This window comes from Legionella drancourtii LLAP12, from assembly GCF_000162755.2.
GTDB classification, from domain to species: Bacteria; Pseudomonadota; Gammaproteobacteria; order Legionellales; family Legionellaceae; genus Legionella; species Legionella drancourtii.
The window spans coordinates 260,920-281,499 of sequence record NZ_JH413847.1 but is presented as its reverse complement, the minus strand read 5'-3'; the positions used below and the strand labels follow the sequence as shown (position 1 = coordinate 281,499).

Genomic DNA, 20,580 nt, shown 5'->3' with positions numbered 1-20,580 from the left:
CCTAATAAAAGCCGTCCTATGCAAACAATAACCTCATGGCTCAAAGCATTATTTACAAAACATCCTAACAAGGAACATCAACCCCCTCATACTTATGTAATAGCACAAAAAAACAGCGATGAACAAAAAACAAGCAAATATAATGAAGCCTTTTATGCAAATTATTTTTCCCTCATTGCCGACGGTGCCCGCCTTAAGTTAGTAGAGGCCATGTTTAGCCTAAATTTATTTGCTTTATTTGAAAACAATACCTGTGTTTTAGAACGTGACATTATTGCAAAACTGGGATTAATGCCAATCAGAGCACAAAAATGGCTTCATTTGCTAAGTAGCGAGCATTTTTTAATAAAAGTTACCCTTAATAATCAACCCGCTTATGAATTACCTGAGCAGTTCATACAGCTCATGCACAGTTCAGAATGGTGGGCTATGTACTTTTTTTTTAATAACTGGGTAAACAATGCCAATAAAAATCTGGCCGACATATTGCGTTTTGGAACAACCGATTCATCATGGTCATGGCCGCCAAAAACAAAAGAGCAAGCGGTATTGCTTGAGAATTGGATGACACGCACAGCAAAGCAGACTATTGATTGCATCTTAGATCACTTTAATTTTAAAAAGATAAACTCATTTCTAGATGTGGGCGGTGGCGATGGCACTATGGCCTGTACGTTTGCAACAGCCTACCCCCATTTAAAAGCCACCGTGTACAATCTTCCTCATTCAGCTGAGCTAGCAAAAGCAAATATTGACACTAAGGATCTTAGCGGACGCGTCAACGTGTTTGCTGGAGACTTTATTAAGGATGATGCCTTTCCCGTAGGGTTTGATCTCATTTTATTTGCACGTGTCCTGATGGATTGGGGCGAAATTACCAGTAGAAAACTATTAAGAATGGCCTATCAAGCCTTACCCAAAGAGGGGCTCGTAGCTATTTGCGAAATTTTTCAAGATGAAAATCATGATACCTGCCTTGCCTGTGAATATGGGTATATTTTTTATGATGATTTTGATGCACAAGTCATGAAACGCGTAACCGACTATCGCCGCATGTTAGAAGAAATAGGCTTTACTATTGTACCAACACCGCCCAGCCCTAAAAAAATTAATTATTACTGCTCATTATTATTAGCTAAAAAGTAGCCATCCGATTAGAGGCTGTTCCTCGCAGCCCTATTCACTTATTGCAGAACATCATTTTACTCTATATGCTTGTTTCTATTAGACAATAAAACCAACCTATTAAAAATGATTATATCATGGCTCAAATCATGGTTAACGAAACGCGACGGCAATGAACATCAAGACAACCGCGTCCGCGCAACAACGCCCCCAAACACAACAGAAACCAAAACCATTCACTATAATGCAGCTTTTTATGCCAATTATTTTTCACTCATTGCCGCCGGAGCGCGACTGAAACTGGTTGAAGCGATGTTTAGCCTGAATTTATTTGCGCTGTTTGACCACGATAAGTGCATTCTCGAACAAGATATCATTGCAAAACTAGGCTTAATGCCAATCAGAGCACAAAAATGGCTCCATCTGCTAAGTAGCGAGCACTTTTTAACAAAAATTATGATTAATAATCAAGTTGCTTATCAATTGCCTGAAGAGTTTGTCCAACTACGTAACAGTGAACATTGGTGGGCCATGCAATTCTTTTTTAATAGCTGGAATGTGGCTGCCGATGAAAATCTTACCGATGTATTGCATTTTGGCAAGGTGAAAACGAGTGTTTCATGGCCCCCAAAAACAGACGCTGAAGCGCTATGGCTTGAAGATTGGATGACAAAAACCGCAACGCAACCAATTCAGTGTATTTTAACAAGCATTGATTTTACCAAAGTAAATTCGCTCCTGGATGTTGGTGGTGGCGATGGAACCATGGCTTGTGCTTTTGTCAGTGCTCAGCCCCATTTACACGCTACCGTGTTCAATCTGCCTAAATCTGCCGAAATGGCAAGAACAAATATTGCATCCCAGGGATTAAGTCAGCAAGTTCATGTCTTTGCGGGCGATTTTATTAACGATGACTCCTTTCCAGAAGGATTTGACCTCATATTATTCACACGCGTCATGTTTGACTGGGATGAGCGAGTAAACAGAAAGCTCTTAAAAATGGCGTATCAAGCGTTGCCAGAAGGTGGTCTCGTGGCCATTTGTGAATTTTATAAAGAAGAAAATAATGATCGCTGCCTTGCTGCAGAGTATCGTTATATTTTTCATGATGATTTTACCCCCAATGTGATGAAAAGTGCCGCCGAATATCGCCGCATGCTCGAAGAAACAGGCTTTACGCTGATGCAAGCCAACAAGGGTATGCAAGCCAATACCGAGAAGCCCCCCGCTTTTAGTTATTGTTCGGTGTTATTAGCCCGCAAATAGCGAAAGTCCAACTATAATTAGCGAGTAACACCATGGAAAATAAATATGAGTTCAATGGATGTAAAAAATAATTTGGCGATGACTTTAAGCGAGACGTTATTCGCGCCGCAAAGTCATTTCTCTTTAGCTGATGATCATACCCTACTAAATAGCCAACAATGTTGCGAGAAAATCAGGCAATACATAGCCTGGGTTAAGCAAATTAAGGTCAATTCAGTGCTACTTATCAGCGCCCCATCAATCGATGCATTATGCTTGTGCTATGCACTGGTACTGAGTAATAAAACCTATATTCCTGTACATACCTCAACATCTTCTGAATTACTTAAAACGTATTTACAAACGTACCAGGTTGATTTATTAGTGGTTCAACCCCAACTGGCCAGTCAGTTTGATACTGAATTAAAACGCAAACTGATTGACGAAAACAATAAAGATTTTTTTTATTATGTGCCCCCAAGACTGCAACCAACATTTTGTTTGCTGCCAGGCATCATCCTCTTTACCTCAGGTACTAGCGAGCAACCCAAAGCGGTGCACTATCATTATGATACGCTGCATCGGTATCTATCCTGGTGCACAAATGAGTTTAAACTCCAAAAGAAGGACAACTTCTTATTTACCACCGAGCTTTCATTTGTGGCCTCGCTCCGGCCATTGTTCGTACCTGCATTAGCCGGCGCAAACCTACACTTTATTGGTAGCAGCTCCACCAACAAACTACAATTAATCATAAATGCCCTGCTGAAAACAAAGATCAGCATCCTAAATGTCACCCCAACGCTATTTAAAATATTAATGCAGCACATGGAAAAAAATGCGCTACAGCACACCTTATCATCCATACGTTTTATTTTATTAAGTGGCGAAACACTTGATACTGACATTATTAATTACTGGTTTGCCCACATCAAAGCAGACACTATTTTTTATAATTTATATGGTGCAACAGAATATTTAGTACCATTTTATAAAAAAATTATAGCCCCACAGCAAGAAGATGAGCGACTGCATCTAGGGCAGCTTAGAGCAGGGTGCGACTATAAATTAGTACCTAATGCAACGAAATGTTATGAACTATACATTGCTGGCGATATATCAACTGCCTATTTTGATGAAAAACTAACCCAAAGCAACTATATACTCATTAATAATCGCCGCTTTATTAGAACCAATGATGCAGTCAACGTACGCCATAATGAATTATTCTTTTGCTCACGCGCCCAACGAATAATCAAGAGATATGGCCAACTCATTAATTTAGATCAAATTGAATATGTATTAAAAAAATCCCACAACACCTTGGATTTCATCACCTTTGTCGATGAGAAGAATGAAAACAAGATTTATCTGCTGATCCATGGCTCCTTGCATGATACGGCGCTATTAAAGCAAATCAAATTAACTTTAAATACCCATCTTCCAAGCTACATGCATCCCGATGAATATATTTTTACGCGTGAAGTACCACTTACCGCAAGCGGTAAAATCGACTATTTATTAATTAAAAAAACATTTATTGTAAATCAAGTAAATGAACTGACTGATTATTTCACCCGTTTTTTTCCTGAAAAAAACGTCAACCTGGATGCACGCATCATTGATTTAGGTCTTGAATCAATAGATTACATCGAGATGGCTGAAGCGTTTTTAAAAATAACTGGCAAATGGTTAGACGTTTCCAAAATTAATGAAGAAGTGCGCATAGCCAATATTGCCTCCTGCCTTATCGAGGTTGAGGTAGATAAATCAATAACCAATACAGCGGTTGCGCTCAATGCCATTCAAGCCGCATTTTATACGAAGGAACTCGGCAAGCAAGAAGAGGTCTGGACCTGTATCATCGCGGTTTTTTGCCTTAAAGGCCCAATTGATATCAATAGGCTAGAAATGGCAATTGCTGAAACGCTGGCGAATCATTTCATGCTCAGTTGTCGATTGGAATGGCGAGAAAATAATTACTTCTTTGTGCGCGCGCCCATCCAATCAGATTTTCAACTACGAACACCAATTTTTTTTCCCAAGAAGATACTAACTCAACTAAAAACCTCAGTGCATTCAGATAGACTGGCCCGAATATACATACAAAAGAAAAAAAACCAGTATTTTTTAATTATGGCCTATCATCACATTATCATGGATGGCTGGTCGGCCACTCTAGTGCGCGAAGAAATCTTCCGCAGGTATGAGGGAACGCATAAAATAAATATTTTACGCAAAGCAGATGAAATTAAATATTTAAATCAATTAAATCAAATTTGGCCACATAATCATGACACGATTAACGAATTAAAATCACGACTACGACACGTTAATCCCGATGAATACAATCAATTAGACTCCTTTTTTGCCGGCCCCCTACAAAAACAAAATACTTATTTGTCTTTTGCAAAGGACAAGGTGGATCAATTTGCACGTACCCATCAGATTCAAGCATTCCCTTACAGTGTTATTTTCGCGCTATTACTCCATCAGCTTATTTCGCTCCAGTCAGGCGTGCACAAATTATTTTTCTACACTAGTTTTTCTAATCGCAATTTACCGATACCGCAGATAAAAGAATTAATAACCAATTTGGCCACTGGTTTACCCGTTTTTTTCGATGATACCAAACAAACACCACAAGAATTTGCCTTACAAATCAAAGAGAATTTCACAGCTTACTTCAAAAATATGAGCTACGGCGGTTTAGCAGAAATATGGCAAAATGAAATTATCAACAGGAAAATTTTATCCCCGCGCGAACAGCCCTATCTAATCTTGTACACCTATATAAATAAAATTGTCGGCAATCAATACATGCAAAATAAGTACATTGATTGGAATAGATCAAAGAATGAACTAAATTCACGAAAAAAAGGCATCGTTTTTTTACGCGTCTATAATATGGGATCGCAATTTGTAGTTATTCTTGATAGTCACCTAAAAAAAAATGGGCATGCAGGCTTGATTAACCGCTTGCAAGAGCTCTTCTAGAGAAGCAACCCATTAAACAGCCCTGGTCATGCATGAATATAACAATCGATTGCCTTCATGCGGTTGTTTGCCATGCATCAAGGTAAAATTATCTACGATCATAAAATCGCCCTTGTGCCAATGAACTACCCGCGTATGGTTTTGGATAATCTGATTAATTTGTTCCACTTCATCGGCAGAAAAAGCAGTATCATTGCCATAATGACAAACGATAGGAAAGATATCTTTTAAGATCAGATAGCGGGCAGCAAGATACTTTGCAAAAGATAATTGCTTTAACTCACCATATAAGAAATTGGCATAATAATTTAAATACGCAGCAGAATTAAACCAGGTTAAATTATGTGTCAATGGATGTGGCAATACCCCTGGTAAATGAGTTGATACAATTAAATCTCGCCCGTTATTAACCCATTCCCAGTCCTGCTGATTTTGCATTAATTTTTTTTCTATAGTTTGCTTTTCGTCCATAGCAAAATACTCTTCCCATCTACGGATACTGCCCTGGCCTAAAATTTTCTTCAGTGCGGCGTATTTCATGGTCTTACCATGGAAAAATTGTTTGTAAATGACGCCATGCTCCATAATCTTCTGTTGAATAGCTTGGGGCATATCCTGCCAAATAGACTCGGCATTAGCAAAAATAGTGCCGCCACCTTTTAGTGCCGGAGTAACACAACAAAAATAAATATTGTGGGGGGGATTTTTTGAGCGCGGCTTTTCATGATGTAAAGGTAAAGGCACATACGACGGGAGATCGCTTGACGTATAAATATCGTTTTGCAATACCGTTCTTGGTAAATCATAATCACGCGTATCACATCTGCGACCTAAGCCACATAGATCAATGACTTGGGAAAAATAATCCTCATCTACACAGGCAAAACCTCTAAATAAAATCGCGCCATACTGAATAAGCTGCACCAAGAGTTCCGCCCTATGCTCAGCAATCAGAGCCAGCAAAGGTTTTGCATCTTGTGGTCCCGGATTGGTTGCAGCCAACACGATGGGCAAATTCAGCTCAGACGCAATGATAAAATTTAAACTCATTGTTTCTTTCTCCCATGGCAACCGGGTTATTTTATGGCCTCTAAAAAAATAGGCCGTGTTTCATAATATAGCTCACCATCATATTTACGCTGACAAATTTTTTGAAACACATCACAAAGGGTGTTGCTCAAATCATCTTGATTTTCTTCAGGGATTTTTTTCATGAATGGCAAGGTTAACAATAAGCCCTTAAAATGCTCCATACTGGGAAGACAAATTTTGACCGTTTCTAGCTCTAGTTTGAGCTTTTTAAAAGGTAATTTATTCAAAACCGCAAAAACTCGATAAAAATAGTCTGTATAAAGATTAAAGGCCTTAATATTGTGCTGAGCTAAATCCATATAGCGGCTATTTATGGTTAACTCGTGCCAGGCTTGTAAAATGCTATTGTCTGAAAATGAAGAAAATACTGCATAAAATCGCCCTTCTAGTTTCAACGCATTAAAGATATTTGGAAACGATAATTCGATTTGCGTCCAATGCAGACACCAAAAAGATAAAATAAAATCAAACACACAAGATTGTTGGTACTCTTCAATACGATGTACTGCAAAAGAAAGATTTTTACGCGTCCAATGCTCTTTAGCATACGTTACCATTTCCTCAGAACTATCAATCCCAAGAATTTGGCCGTTTTTGAGCCGGTCAGCCAACAAACTGATGTACTGTCCATCACCGCTACCCACATCTAAAATAGAGCCTGAAGGTTGAATATTGAAACGCTTACGAAAAAGCTCATTTACTTCGGATTGAAAATAATTTCCAAGTAAATATTGTTCAGGATGCCATACCAAATCACTGTCCATTATTAATGATCACAAGTTGGCTTACTATACCGTAAATAATTAATAATTCGAGTCTTTTTAAAAAGTGAAATCGGCTACTTCGGTTCATTAAAGTCATCCAACCCGCACAAAATAGAGGCGAAACCCCCGCCTGCTCACAATAAAAGCATATTGGTTTGTTTTTACAAACACACAATAGTGATGTATAATTTTAATTCAAAATGCACGTAAGGAAATCAAGCAATGGACGAAAGAAGAGAAAAAAAAAAATACCCCCAAAGGAAAAGAAAAAATGCACGCTAGAGGGGACAGTAAAAAAACAAGCCGGAGTACACCAGTAACTCCTAGAGAAAAAAATAAGGGCATTTTCGCCAATATCCCCAATTTTTTTTAAGCTGTATACTTCCGCACCAGAACATCCCACACAAAACCCAAAACAATCAAAAAATACTAATTCCCAAACAGTGAATCAAATTGTAGAGCCGAAACATGATGACAATGGAACAGAATTAGCAAGATCCCAATTTTCCAGAAAAAAATCATCCCCCCAGGCAAAACTTAGCCTGCAGTTAGACAAACTCATTTCCATAGATAAACACCCCGAGCTGTGGCGAAAGACCTTGGTTTATGAAGTGATGGAAGAGAGTATTAATGCCAAAATTGAGCAGTTAAGCCAATACCCTTGGCATACCAGTAAAACCTTACTCGAACTGCATAATTCACGGTGGTTAGAGCCACAACATGCCGCCCAAAAACAACAAGTTCATTCGCTAAAAACACTATGTAATGATCTACTTGAACCTGCATTTCAACACTATCTTCACAACGAGTATGAACGCGAACAGGCTGAAGAACTTTGTGCTCATTTAAGAACGTGTATTGAGCAAGTCATGTCAAATACCTTATCTGATGAATATGCACCTATACTCTCGAATGCGGTTGAATTTAGTGATATCGAATTATATCGACGCGCAACAAAACAAGTGCGACCTCTACGCTTTACTGAAGCCAAAGCGTTTCATCCCCCTTTTGATGTTATTTTACCGTTTATTTGCACAAATATGGATAGTAGCAAATACAATGCACAACTTGATACGTTAGTGGAAAAAACCATAGCGGCGGGAATTCTCTATCGGCAAACACAAAAACAAGCCACTGCCTTACGCTTAGATTTAGAAGAAGGCAAAGCACCAGAGGGTTATGTTAGTCTGCGTGCCAGCTTGCCGCAAAACAATCGCTTTCGCAATAAAATTATCGAGAAATTGGCAGCGCATCTACATACTGAGAGAAATCCTAATTATCCCAAATGTATGAATGAAGAAGCAGATTTTTTTATACCGAAAAATAGCTTTCTATTGGCATCACTAACAAAGCAGATTGCTGATTTTAAACAAGAACATAAAAAACTGCACTCCGCTAAGAATGGCTCTTTAAGCTCCCGTTTTATCGAGACCATGTCCACTAATCTTGCAAGGCAACTGAAAGACACTTTATTATCAGAAAAATATATTGAGCATGAACCTCATCCGTTACGTCATAATTTTTCTAATTAACATTCGTTGTGAATAATAGTTGCTCTAATTGAACATAACCAAAGAAAGAGTCTCCAGTTTATCTAAGGAGACTCTTATGCGTGGGCTCTGATAGTCTGGCTTGGTTATCTTGACTTGTTTTCTATAGTGGCGTGACGTAAGATAGATGCTTTGAAGCTTTGATTATTGATCAAGAGGCATGGATGCTTTTAAAAGCAATTAAATCTTTATCTCAAACCTGCCTATTCTACTGCCTTTCTGTAATCCTGTTTGGGTGTTCATTTGCGCCTAAATATATAAGGCCTCCCATACCTGTTGCAGAAGAATACCCAAGAGGAACAGGTCCGCAAAAATACACCAACATCCGCCAGTTTGGCTGGAACGTTTTTTTCACTGACCCCGCTCTAAAACAATTGATTGCGTTGTCGTTAAATAATAATCGTGATTTAAGAACCGCTATAGAACGAATGGGGGAAGCAAGAGCGATGTATGGCCTACAAAAGGCTGATTTGTTTCCCTCCCTCAATGCAAATGCTCTCGGTCTTAAAGCTGGGGTGCCAGGGAATTTGCTACCCAATATGAATCCCTTTGTTTTTTCAGCTTATTTGGGTGCTCTTAGTGTGAGTTCATGGGAGATCGATTTTTGGGGTCGTCTTAGAAATTTGAAAGATGCAGCACTAGAACATTATTTAGCAACGGAAGATGCAGAACATGCCACGTTCATCAGCCTGATAGAGCAAGTCGCCAACACCTACCTAACAGAGCATGAGCTAAACGAGTTGATTCATATCACCCTAAAAACCATTAAGAGCCGTAAACACTCATATCATCTAATGAAACGACGCTTCGAAGAAGGCTCTTCATCAAAGTTTGAAGTGGTTCAAGCAGAAACACTGTTGCAACAGGCGAACTCCGAACTAACTGTACTTGAGCGTAAGCGTGAATTGAATTGGAATGCGATGACCCTTCTTGTGGGTACTCAAATACCAATCAATCAGAGTAGACTTGCGCGGGTTGCCCCCTCTTATATAAAAGAGATTTCTCCTGGCCTGCCATCAGAATTATTGTACAACCGCCCCGATGTGATTGCCGCGGAACATAGATTAAAAGCAGCAAATGCAAACATTGGCGCGGCAAGGGCTGCATTTTTCCCCAGGATTACACTGACGGGGGCATACGGTACGACCAGCAGTGAACTAAATAACTTATTTAGCCCTGGAACCAAAATATGGACTTATTTTCCCAATATAACCCTTCCGATATTCGATTGGGGAAGAAACATGTCTGATCTTGGCCTTGCAAAAGCACGCCAAAATCTAGCAATTACAGAATATGAACATACGATACAAGTCGCTTTTCGCGAAGTTGCTGATGCTCTAGCCAATCGGACATGGCTAGCAAAACAAATTATCGTTCAAAATAAAGCATTAGCATCACAAAAAGAGCGTACGCATCTGGCATGGGCTAGATACAAAGTGGGTTCTTCGCCATATCTTGAAGTTCTTGATGCAGAGCGAGATAAATTCGTGGCTGAGCAATCTCTTGTGCAAACACGATATGAGCTTCTTGCCAGCCAAATTAACTTATATGTGGCATTAGGCGGAGGACACGGTAGATAATCTGAACGAGTCCATCAGTTTAACGCCGTGATGCTTTAATAAGGAACGATAATGACTATAGAAGAAATAAAGAAACGTTTAATGGCTATAGAAAAAAAAACACGGATAAAGATACTAGGAGTATTGGTTATCGTAATTGTGGGTTTCATTATTTGCTACAACTATTTGGGAAGTAAAAATACAAATATTATCAGTGGAAATGGTCGAATTGAGGCTACTGAAATTAATATTGCTCCGCGAATGCCGGGAAAGATTAAGAAAATTTTTGTGCGCGAAGGGGATTATGTAAAAATCGGACAGATTTTGGTGCAAATGGATACTGATGTCCTGGACGCGCAGCTCAAAGAAGCGAAAGGTCGGTTGCTTATGGCACAAAGTTCTGTCGCCATCAACCAAAGCAAGCTGATTCAGGCAAAAAATAGAAAAGCGTCTGCTGATGCTGTTTTAAAACAAAGAGAAGCTGAACTTGAAGTCGCTAAAAAAAGATTGACGCGCTCCTCCAGGCTCGTTTTAGATGGTGCGGCTTCCAAACAGGAAGTTGATGATAATAAGGCAACTTATGAAAGTGCCATTGCCGCAAAAAATGCTTCTCTTGCTCAGACTGGAGAAGCCGAAGCGGCTATTGTAACGGCAGAACGAGAAGTTATCGGATCTGAAGCTGCGGTGACAACAGCAAAAGGCTCTGTAGAACGCATACAAGCAGATATAAACGACAGCGCACTAAAATCACCACGCGAAGGCAGAGTACAGTACCGCGTGGCTCAGCCAGGTGAAATAGTCTCTGCGGGTTCTCCTATATTGAACCTGGTCGATCTGAGTGATGTTTATATGACCTTCTTTCTTTCTACAATATATGCAGGACGTGTGGCAATTGGAGAAGAGGCAAGGATTCTACTCGATGCGGCGCCCCAAGATGTCATTCCTGCCAACATATCCTTCATTTCAGATGTTGCTCAATTTACTCCAAAAACCGTTGAATCGACTTCTGAACGAGAAAAACTCATGTTCCGAATAAAAGCAAGGATTCCTAAAGCACTTCTGCAAAAGCATATTGCCCAAGTTAAAACCGGAGTGCCTGGAACGACTTACATTCGTCTTAATCCTCAAAAACCATGGCCAGATTATCTACGTCTTAATCCTAATAAACCGTGGCCAGGTTATGTAAAGGTAAATAAATGAGTATTCACGCCGATGCGGCATCTTCATCAATGCAATCCGTTGTGCGGATACGCAAAGTTACCTTGCAGTATGAAAATGTTACTGCGTTAGATACCGTTGATCTTGATATTCCCTCAGCATGTACCGTTGGCATAATAGGACCGGATGGCGTAGGAAAGTCAAGTCTCTTATCCCTTATTGCTGGAGCACGTGAAATCCAGATAGGCAAGATTGAGCTGTTTAAAGGAGATATGGCCGATAAGCGACATCGAGAAAAAGTCTGTTCCAGGATAGCTTATATGCCGCAAGGGCTTGGTAAAAATCTCTACCCTACTCTCTCCGTTTTCGAAAATGTCGATTTTTTTGGTCGTCTGTTTGGCCTTAACTTAGAAGAACGAAAGCAGCGAATCAATGACCTTTTACAGGCAACAGGATTATCCGCTTTTGCAAACCGTCCTGCAGGCAAACTCTCCGGCGGTATGAAGCAGAAGCTAGGAATTTGCTGCGCATTGATTCATGAACCTGATATATTGATTCTCGATGAACCAACAACTGGCGTCGACCCGCTCTCTCGTCGCCAATTTTGGGAACTTATAGATGGCATTCGCACATCCCATTCGGGCATGAGCGTTTTAGTTGCAACAGCATATATGGAAGAAGCTGCTCGTTTTGACTGGCTTGTGGCAATGAATGCCGGACGTATCCTTTTTACTGGAAAGGTTGCCGAATTTTTGGAGCGGAAAAATTCTACCGCGATGGAAGATGCATTTATTGCGATGCTTCCGGAAGAGCAGCGCAAAGATTACAAGCCGGTTGTTATTGTACCCAGAAAAAAGGAGGGTATTTCCGATATTGCCATCGAAGCCCACAACTTAACAATGACGTTCGGTAATTTCACTGCCGTCGATCATGTCAATTTCAGGATAGAACGGGGCGAGATCTTTGGTTTTATTGGTTCTAATGGCTGTGGAAAGACGACCACAATGAAGATGTTAACAGGCCTTTTGCCTCCGAGCACAGGAGAAGCAAAGCTGTTTGGCCATGTTCTGGATCCCAATGATATAGAAACCCGCAAGCGCGTTGGCTATATGACCCAGGCCTTCTCTCTTTACTCAGAGCTTACGGTAAAGCAAAACCTTCTCCTACATGCGCGTCTTTTTGGTATCACAAAAGAACAGCTTAATGAAAAAGTAGATAAAATCATACATCGTTTTGGGCTCGATGAAGAGATAAATAGTCTTCCAGAATCGCTTCCTATGGGCGTTCGTCAACGGCTGTCTTTGGCGGTGGCCATGATTCATAGTCCAGAGATATTAATTTTAGACGAACCGACTTCGGGCGTGGATCCCATCGCGCGCGATGCGTTTTGGCAAACAATAATCGAACTTTCCCGACATGATAAAGTCACTATTTTCATTTCCACCCATTTTATGAATGAGGCTGAGCGCTGCGATAGGATTTCCTTGATGCATGAAGGACGGGTATTGGCCAGCGGTCCACCAACCGCTTTAGTAGAAGAGAGCAAAACGAAAACATTGGAAGATGCGTTCATCAAATTTCTTGTGGATGCCGGCGCTCTTGGTACAGAGACCAAGACTGAGAAAAATTTTTCCATATATACGAACGCAGCGCCCATACAAAAAGGCCTAAATTTAAAAAAAGAAACCCGTTTTTTCAATTTCCAGCGAATGATAAGCTACGTTCGCCGAGAGGCATTGGAGCTTTATCGGGATCCCATCCGTTTAACACTGTCGATTATAGGAAGCGCTATATTGATGCTGGCATTGGGTTATGGAATCAGCTTAGATGTAGAAAATCTATCTTTTGCGGTATTGGATAGAGATCAGACGGGAATTAGCCGAGACTATATTTACAATATCTCTGGTTCTCGCTACTTTATTAAACGCGCGCCCATTAAAGATTATAAGGATTTGGACCACCGTATGCGCAGCGGCGATATTAGTCTGGCTATAGAAATAGCTCCCGGCTTTGCTCGAGACATACAACATGGCAAAGCGGTTAGCATTGGTACCTGGATTGATGGCGCGATGCCCAAACGGGCTGAAATTATCCGTGGCTACGTACTCGGTATGAACATGCATTGGCTAAATAATTTGACCATGAAAGGATTTGGAATCAAGATGCCTCATGAATCAATCTCTATTGAAACTCGCTACCTTTATAATCCCGATGTGAAAAGTGCGAAAGCGATTGTGCCGGAAGTCTTTGGGGTCCTTCTTATGATGATTCCCGCTATTCTTAGCGCACTTTCAGTGGTGAGAGAAAAAGAGCTGGGTTCTATTGTCAATCTTTACGTTTCACCCGTTAGTCGACTTGAATTTTTAATCGGCAAACAGATTCCTTATGTATTCCTGGCAATAATCAATTTTTTTCTTATGATTTTATTGGCTTACAATGTTTTTGATGTGCCCGTTAAAGGAAGTGTATTTACGCTTTTACTCGGCACATTATTGTTTGTTATGACCTCAACATCTATTGGACTTTTATTTTCAACATTCACAAAAAGCCAAACAGCAGCAATTTTCGGCACAGCGATTCTGACCTTTCTCCCAACTATCCATTTTTCTGGACTAATCGATCCTGTTTCAGCCTTAGAAGGATTGGGCGCTTTCATTGGACATATATTTCCAACAACCTACTATTTAATGATTACTACTGGCGTTTTTTCTAAAGGTCTTGGTTTTCATGATCTCAAAATCTGGTTCCTGCCATTGTTATTAACAACGCCGATCTTATTGGGACTTGGTGTTGTATTTTTACGAAAACAAGAGCGCTGAATATGCATATTAAAAATATATATTGTCTTGGTGTTAAAGAATTGATAAGTCTTCGCCGAGACCCGATTTTGCTCGCACTTATTTTGTTTTCTTTTACTATCTATATATATAGTGCAGCCACATCTTTGCCAGAAACGCTACACAACACCCCCATTTCCATCGTCGATGAGGATCAATCCCCACTGTCCAGGAAAATTATCGCGGCATTTTATCCTCCTTATTTCATGAGCCCAACGATCACCACGCTTAATCAAATTGATGCACGGCTCAACGCCGGCATGGATACTTTTTCGATTGTCATTCCCATGAAATTTGAACAAGATGTGCTTGCCGGAAAAAAGCCTGCCATCCAATTAAACATTGATGCCACAAGGATTAGTCAGGCCTTAGCCGGAAATGAAGATGTCCAGCAAATTATTACAAAAGAAGTCAATGCGTTTCTGCAAAGTTATCAATCGAATAAATTGCCAAGAATAGATGTTCCTTTCCGAGTAATGTTCAATCCCGAATTGGAGCTAAGCTGGTTCGGTGCGGTGATTGAGCTTATCACAAGCATTACCCTGCTTTCGATTATCTTAACCGGTGCCGCTTTGATCCGAGAAAGGGAACATGGAACTGTTGAGCATTTGCTGGTAATGCCAGTCACTCCTTTCGAGATTATGATAAGTAAAATATGGGCGATGACACTTGTCGTACTGATCTGCAGTTTTTTTTCAATAGAATTGGTCATTCGACTTATCCTTTCTATGCCTATTGAGGGTTCCCTGTTTTTATTTATGATAGGCACCGTGCTTTTCTTGTTCGCCACGACTTCTTTAGGTATTTTTCTTGGAACTTTTGCACGCTCCATGCCCCAATTTGCGTTACTGATGATTCTAATTCTTTTGCCAATGCAAATTCTTTCAGGCGGTTTAACGCCACGTGAAAGTATGCCTGAATTTATTCAAAAGATTATGCTGACTACTCCCAATACACATTTTGTTATGCTTGCACAATCAGTATTATATCGAGGTGCCGGTTTAAGGATTATATGGCCACAATTTCTTGCGTTAGCATTGATTGGAATTGTTTTATTTTCAGTATCCATGTCACGTTTTCGTAAAACACTTGCATTGATGGCATAAGAAGAAAATGCGCAAAAGCTCTTCGCTATCGCAGTGATGTTCTAATTCGTAACAACTCACATGCTAGCCCGGGAGCGGTGAAAACCGGGCTATGCTCCCCCATGAAAATGTTGGAAAATACGCTGAGCCAAATGTTCACTAATCCCCTGCACTTTGGCAATTTCTTCCAATGGTGCTTTGGCTAACTCGCGAAGACCACCAAAACGATGTAATAAGGCTTGGCGACGTTTTGCGCCCACGCCTTCAATGTCTTCCAATGTAGACTCCAAACGCTTTTTTTGCCTTTTCTTACGGTGTGCGGTGATGGCAAAACGGTGCGCTTCATCGCGAATATGTTGCAAGAGGTGCAAGGCTTTGGAATCATCCGGCAACGTCACCTCACGCGCTTCATGCACTAAAATTAATTTTTCCCAACCGGCTTTACGCGAAGGTCCTTTGGCAACCCCTAATAAGGTGACCGTAGTCACATTTAATGATGCCAGAACACGTTGGGCAATAGTTACCTGACCTTTACCGCCATCGATAATCAAAATATCGGGCAACGACTGTGCTTCAACCAAACGCTTAAAACGGCGGGTAATTGCCTGCTCCATTGCGGCATAATCATCGCCCGGAGTAATGCCTTCGATATTAAAACGTCGATAGGCACTGGGATTCGGGCCTTCACTATCAAAAACAACACATGAGGCAATGGTGGCCTCACCTTGAGTATGGCTGATGTCAAAACACTCCATGCGCGCAATAGGTTTTGTCAACGCTAAAAAGCGCTCTAATTCATGGAAGCGCGAACGCATCGTGGAATGTTTGTTTACATATTCGGCAATCGCAACCCGCAGATTATTCAGAGCAAAATCCATCCACCGTGATTTGGCAGCCCGCGGACTAACTTGTATTTTACACGACTTACCTCGTTGCTGGGTCAATGCTTCTTGCAAGGATTGATGGGTCGGCAACGCATGGTCGGTAATAATTAATGGCGGAATTCGTTCCGGTGTACCCAAATAATAAAAACTTACAAAGGCATCAAAAGTTTGTTGCCATAAATCATCCAAACCAGGCTCTTCCTCTAATCCATTCGGAGGCACTGAAGGGAAAAAACTTTGACTTGCCAATATTTTCCCTTCGCGAATGGTCACACATTGTACGCAGGCAAAACCTGGGCTTACCTCAATGGCAATAGCATCTGCATCCCCACTTAACTGCATCATGCCCTGTTGTTCTTGCACCAAACGTAAGTTTTTAATCTGGTCGCGCAGCATGGCGGCCTCTTCAAAATTCAGATTCAGCACCGCCTCCTCCATGCGCTTAGCCAGTTCATCAAGAATTAATTGACTTTTACCCTGTAAAAAGCGCATCGCATCCTGCACCGAACGCTGGTACTCGTCAGAAGTAATATAGTGCACACAAGGTGCCGTACAGCGTTTGATTTGATACTGTAAACAAGGACGTGAACGGGCATTAAAATAACTGTCACGGCAATTACGAATTTTAAATACTTTCTGAATCGTAACAATGGTTTCCTTTACCGCTGTGACACTGGGGTATGGACCAAAAAAATTACCGGCTAAGGGTTTCTTTTTCGAACGATAACTTTCAATGCGTGGAAAATCCGGATGCTCAGAAAGATGAATATAAGGATACGATTTATCATCTCGCAGTAGCACATTATATTTAGGCCGCAATGCTTTGATTAGGTTGCTTTCCAGCAATAGAGCTTCGGTTTCACTGCGTGTCACCGAAATTTCGATTGACGCAATTTGACTGACTAAAGAACGTGTTTTCACCCCAGTATTTTGTTTATTAAAATAACTGGTGACGCGTTTTTTCAAATTAGCAGCTTTACCGACGTAAAGCACAGTCCCTTCCTGGTCTAGCATGCGATAAATGCCAGGCTCATTTGGCAGTTTAGCCAGAAACTGCGTTAGTTCTAAAGAAGGGTTTTCGCTATTCATTTAATAAATATAGTCAATCATCTGACGCTAAATCGATGGGGTTCTCTATAATTCCATGTTTTAATGCCAAATAAGTGAGTTCCACATCATTTTTAATCCCCAGCTTTTCAAAAGTCCGATAACGATAGCCATTGATCGTCTTCGAACTCAAAAACAGACGATCACTAATGTCTTGGACATTCATGCCGCTGGTAATCATCAGCATGACTTGCATCTCGCGCTCAGATAAGATATTAAACGGCGAGCCATGTACTTCCTCTAAGCTATTTATCGCCACTTTTTGCGCGATTTCCGCACTTAAATAGCGTTCCCCTTTAGCTACCTTACGGATTGCCGCCGCCATTTCTTCCGCACCCGACTCTTTAGTCAAATAACCCATAGCACCTAATTGCAAAACACGGGTAGGCAATACATCAGAACACATAGCGGTTACGGCAATGACTTTCACATGGGGGTTGGATTTTTTTAGACGACGTGTCACTTCCCAGCCATCAATACCAGGCATTTTCATATCGAGAAGAACGACATCAGGGGCATGCAATTTAACCAATGCTAAAGCCTGCTCACCGCTTTCCGCATCAGCAACCACCTCAACATCCGACAAGTCTTCGAGTAATCGTCGAATCCCCATTCGAACCAAGGCATGGTCATCAACAATTAGTACTTTAATCAAATAATGCTCCTTGACCTATAAGCCAATGAACAACGCATGGCTGTTGATGTTAGCAAGACTAGGCATGCATTACAATAGACTTATTTAACGCATAGTTAAATGCCACAAGATAATGCGTATCCAACTCAAGGTGCAGATACCAAAGAAGATACATGCTCCTGAATCACCTTGAGATCATCAACTGGCATTTTATGTAATAAACTCTGTCCTAAGCTAAACTCAGCACCTTTAGCAAAGGGCGTCTGTCGTTCATTGCAATATTCCACCAAAGTCCGAATTTTTACTAAGGCATCAAGAGCAGCTTTTAGAAAAATATCTTTTTGTGAATCAGCGTATAAGGCTTTTTCCTGCTCCGATAATTTGTGTTTTTGAAGATTAAACTGACATTCTAGTACTTGCGCATAAGTATAATTTACCGTGAAATTTAAGTAACTTAAAAAAATATTATCAGGATTTTGCGGCTCCCATTCGTCAATTTTTTCTTTTATAGCAGCAAGTTGCTCTAATAAAATACCCAACTTGCACTCACCATCTCTTATCGGCGCAATCTTCCCCATTTGCGCATCGGTTAAGGTAATTAAATCATTATAAATTTTTACCAATCTATATTCCGTAACAAATAAATTCTTACTGACATCGCCAAATGCACGCTTCTTAACTAAAAGCTGATTAAAATCTTCCAGGCTTTGCTTCGGCTCAAAATCCTGGTCACAGATAATGGTATAATATTGCAACAACTGTGTAGCAAACGAAACAATCGCGTACTTATTTTTAGTTTTAATTAATTCGCTCACAACCTTTTGTACGTTGGCACGCGCTTCTCCTACTTTAGGATCGGCATCAGACTTCGCACCTAAAATCTTTTGGCCTAATTCAGTCACTAATTCTTGAATCTGGGAAAGGTGATTCTCGTTAAGACTATTAATGGAACTCATCGGGTAATTCGCATGGCGCAGTTGCGTTAATAGCTCGATAATATTGGGTTCAGACGCTGCTTTAAATATTGATCGCATAGTTAATCAACCTTATCTTTAAATTTCTTACATAACGCTCATCTTGAAATAATAGCATTAATACGACCTAAAAAAGGGCGGTTTTCTCATATTCAAGCCAAAATCATGGCTAGCAGGCTCGAAAATAGCACGAAAGAATTTTTTTTTCCAATCAAGACATTTCTTAACCAACTCTTAATATTTACCAGGTATAATTAAAGTAATTTCAGAACAAAGGGTGAAACCAAAAATGACCAAACAGACTCAGCTCATCGTTATGGATCAAACAACCGGTGCCGGGGGTACGCAAAGTTGTGGTTATCATACCCTCAAAAACTCGTTATTAGCCCTGATGCATATGCAAGGTATTATTAATGAGCAACAATTTGAAACCCTACGCAAAGATAAGCCTTTATTCGATGCCATCTATAAAGATACCGTCCAATACCACGGCAATACCAATAATACTGACGTCTCTTTACCTACTTTCATGGATCTTTTAGCGCGTATGAAAAAGGGCGATTTTGATTTTTCAGCGCATGGGGTATCCAAAGAAGACTTGAAGAAATTAAATCTTACGCCCGATGGTACGCAAAATATTACTGTTGCAAATTATAGGCTGGATATGATTGTCTCAGGACATGGCTTAGCGGGTATGGAGGAAGATTTATTAGTTGCTGCAGCAACCGTAAAATTAGCGCGCACAAAAGGTGTGGCACATCATGTGTTTGCATTGGGAATAAACGACGAGCACTGGGTAACCGCTGCAGTAAGCCAAGATGCCCACGGTGAACGTACCTGGCAATTTATGGATAGTTGGCATAATCAAACGCTATATCAAAAGACAGTAATAGGCAAAATTGAGGCGATTCTCAATAAAAATGAACAGGAATTAAATGATTATCTTTTGCAAGCATATGAAAATTCACACTCTAATCTAAATCCTTACGCCAATAGTTTAAATCCAGTTAATGGATTACCCCTTGAGGGCGAGGAAAATGAGGTACAACAACAATTTAATCAGGATGCCCCACGGCTTGCTACTTGGCTCGAGAGGCGCTTTAATTTTATGCAAACAAACGGTTGGTTAGATGCGCCTGGTGAACAAGAAAAAGTGTGGATCACGCATTTATATCATATGGCAAATTTTCTTAATGCCCATACGCTGGACAATGCATTAGAAAATCAATTGCAACCAATATGTGCACGCTTAAAAAGCATAGTATCACCAGCTCAGGAAGAAGATGAGACTCAAACTAAAGTACAGGATGAAACAATTGACGAAACCGCCGAGCAGAAGCAAGAGTTAAAACCTGGGCATAAACAGGATGAAACAGACGAGAATCTAAAAGAACAACAAAGAGCTGCGATGCATGCCGTAAGTGAAGGGCAACCTAAACCTACTGAGGGAATCATTGCTCGCTTTGTTAAAGGGATTAAATTCCTCTGGGAAGGAATAAAGAGCGCTATTGAACATGTAGCCAGAACTATAGGCTTAGTCCAGTAATCTAACAGTGCATCGATTGGGAG

At 40.5% G+C, this 20,580-nt stretch carries 14 protein-coding genes; 9 read left to right on the top strand and 5 right to left on the bottom strand.

The genetic code is table 11. From position 1 onward, the window contains the following. Positions 1 to 18: 18 nt before the first annotated feature. The 3 genes from LDG_RS16075 to LDG_RS16065 all read left to right on the top strand — a co-directional run bounded on the left by LDG_RS16075 (position 19) and on the right by LDG_RS16065 (position 5,367). Entirely contained in the window at positions 19 to 1,146 is a 1,128-nt protein-coding gene (locus tag LDG_RS16075) for a methyltransferase (RefSeq protein ID WP_006872504.1), read from the top strand. Between the two features lie 105 nt (positions 1,147 to 1,251). Further along, positions 1,252 to 2,391, top strand: coding sequence for a methyltransferase (locus LDG_RS16070; protein ID WP_006872503.1), 1,140 nt, complete (start codon positions 1,252 to 1,254; stop codon positions 2,389 to 2,391). A gap of 45 nt (positions 2,392 to 2,436) precedes the next feature. Further along, on the top strand, positions 2,437 to 5,367 hold the full coding sequence (locus LDG_RS16065) for an AMP-binding protein (protein ID WP_006872502.1): 2,931 nt from the start codon (positions 2,437 to 2,439) through the stop codon (positions 5,365 to 5,367). A 12-nt stretch (positions 5,368 to 5,379) separates the two neighbouring features. On the opposite strand, the gene LDG_RS16060 is transcribed toward LDG_RS16065, so the two are convergent. Both LDG_RS16060 and LDG_RS16055 read right to left on the bottom strand, forming a co-directional pair. After that, entirely contained in the window at positions 5,380 to 6,417 is a 1,038-nt protein-coding gene (locus LDG_RS16060) for a TauD/TfdA family dioxygenase (RefSeq protein ID WP_006872501.1), read from the bottom strand. Positions 6,418 to 6,443: 26 nt separating this feature from the next. Next, complete coding sequence (locus LDG_RS16055) at positions 6,444 to 7,223, bottom strand: class I SAM-dependent methyltransferase (RefSeq protein WP_148263596.1); 780 nt, start codon at positions 7,221 to 7,223, stop codon at positions 6,444 to 6,446. 443 nt (positions 7,224 to 7,666) lie between these two features. On the opposite strand from LDG_RS16055, the gene LDG_RS16050 reads away from it, so the two are divergent. The 5 genes from LDG_RS16050 to LDG_RS16030 all read left to right on the top strand — a co-directional run bounded on the left by LDG_RS16050 (position 7,667) and on the right by LDG_RS16030 (position 15,433). Further along, positions 7,667 to 8,755 carry a hypothetical protein gene (locus LDG_RS16050; RefSeq protein ID WP_040536262.1) on the top strand — a complete coding sequence of 363 codons (1,089 nt, stop codon included), beginning with the start codon at positions 7,667 to 7,669 and terminating at the stop codon, positions 8,753 to 8,755. Positions 8,756 to 8,937: 182 nt separating this feature from the next. Next, entirely contained in the window at positions 8,938 to 10,353 is a 1,416-nt protein-coding gene (locus LDG_RS16045) for an efflux transporter outer membrane subunit (protein ID WP_006872498.1), read from the top strand. A gap of 81 nt (positions 10,354 to 10,434) precedes the next feature. Next, positions 10,435 to 11,532, top strand: a complete 1,098-nt coding sequence (locus LDG_RS16040; RefSeq protein WP_040536329.1) for an HlyD family secretion protein — start codon at positions 10,435 to 10,437, stop codon at positions 11,530 to 11,532. Further along, positions 11,529 to 14,309, top strand: a complete 2,781-nt coding sequence (gene rbbA / locus LDG_RS16035; RefSeq protein WP_006872496.1) for a ribosome-associated ATPase/putative transporter RbbA — start codon at positions 11,529 to 11,531, stop codon at positions 14,307 to 14,309. The genes LDG_RS16040 and rbbA overlap by 4 nt, the downstream gene beginning before the upstream one ends. Before the next feature lie 2 nt (positions 14,310 to 14,311). Further along, positions 14,312 to 15,433, top strand: coding sequence for an ABC transporter permease (locus LDG_RS16030; RefSeq protein WP_006872495.1), 1,122 nt, complete (start codon positions 14,312 to 14,314; stop codon positions 15,431 to 15,433). An 89-nt stretch (positions 15,434 to 15,522) separates the two neighbouring features. Here LDG_RS16030 and uvrC read toward each other — a convergent pair whose 3' ends face one another. From uvrC to LDG_RS16015, 3 genes are all read right to left on the bottom strand, one after another. Next, positions 15,523 to 17,385 carry an excinuclease ABC subunit UvrC gene (gene uvrC / locus LDG_RS16025; protein ID WP_006872494.1) on the bottom strand — a complete coding sequence of 621 codons (1,863 nt, stop codon included), beginning with the start codon at positions 17,383 to 17,385 and terminating at the stop codon, positions 15,523 to 15,525. Between the two features lie 13 nt (positions 17,386 to 17,398). Further along, positions 17,399 to 18,058, bottom strand: a complete 660-nt coding sequence (letA, locus tag LDG_RS16020; RefSeq protein WP_006872493.1) for a two-component system response regulator LetA — start codon at positions 18,056 to 18,058, stop codon at positions 17,399 to 17,401. Positions 18,059 to 18,183: 125 nt separating this feature from the next. Further along, the gene (locus LDG_RS16015) at positions 18,184 to 19,071 is read right to left on the bottom strand and encodes a hypothetical protein (protein ID WP_006872492.1); all 888 of its coding nucleotides are present in this window, start codon (positions 19,069 to 19,071) and stop codon (positions 18,184 to 18,186) included. Between the two features lie 229 nt (positions 19,072 to 19,300). Between LDG_RS16015 and LDG_RS16010 the strand changes: the two genes are divergently transcribed. Then, positions 19,301 to 20,557: a hypothetical protein gene (locus LDG_RS16010; protein WP_006872491.1), complete on the top strand. Its 1,257-nt coding sequence runs from the start codon at positions 19,301 to 19,303 to the stop codon at positions 20,555 to 20,557. Positions 20,558 to 20,580 lie beyond the last annotated feature (23 nt).

What these genes read in the sequence shown, in the direction of transcription:
- LDG_RS16075 (WP_006872504.1), top strand. Translation starts at nt 19, where the DNA reads ATGCAAACAATAACCTCATGGCTCAAAGCATTATTTACAAAACATCCT.
- LDG_RS16070 (WP_006872503.1), top strand. Translation starts at nt 1,252, where the DNA reads ATGATTATATCATGGCTCAAATCATGGTTAACGAAACGCGACGGCAAT.
- LDG_RS16065 (WP_006872502.1), top strand. Translation starts at nt 2,437, where the DNA reads ATGAGTTCAATGGATGTAAAAAATAATTTGGCGATGACTTTAAGCGAG.
- LDG_RS16060 (WP_006872501.1), bottom strand. Translation starts at nt 6,417, where the DNA reads ATGAGTTTAAATTTTATCATTGCGTCTGAGCTGAATTTGCCCATCGTG.
- LDG_RS16055 (WP_148263596.1), bottom strand. Translation starts at nt 7,223, where the DNA reads ATGGACAGTGATTTGGTATGGCATCCTGAACAATATTTACTTGGAAAT.
- LDG_RS16045 (WP_006872498.1), top strand. Translation starts at nt 8,938, where the DNA reads ATGCTTTTAAAAGCAATTAAATCTTTATCTCAAACCTGCCTATTCTAC.
- LDG_RS16040 (WP_040536329.1), top strand. Translation starts at nt 10,435, where the DNA reads ATGGCTATAGAAAAAAAAACACGGATAAAGATACTAGGAGTATTGGTT.
- rbbA (WP_006872496.1), top strand. Translation starts at nt 11,529, where the DNA reads ATGAGTATTCACGCCGATGCGGCATCTTCATCAATGCAATCCGTTGTG.
- LDG_RS16030 (WP_006872495.1), top strand. Translation starts at nt 14,312, where the DNA reads ATGCATATTAAAAATATATATTGTCTTGGTGTTAAAGAATTGATAAGT.
- uvrC (WP_006872494.1), bottom strand. Translation starts at nt 17,385, where the DNA reads ATGAATAGCGAAAACCCTTCTTTAGAACTAACGCAGTTTCTGGCTAAA.
- LDG_RS16015 (WP_006872492.1), bottom strand. Translation starts at nt 19,071, where the DNA reads ATGCGATCAATATTTAAAGCAGCGTCTGAACCCAATATTATCGAGCTA.
- LDG_RS16010 (WP_006872491.1), top strand. Translation starts at nt 19,301, where the DNA reads ATGACCAAACAGACTCAGCTCATCGTTATGGATCAAACAACCGGTGCC.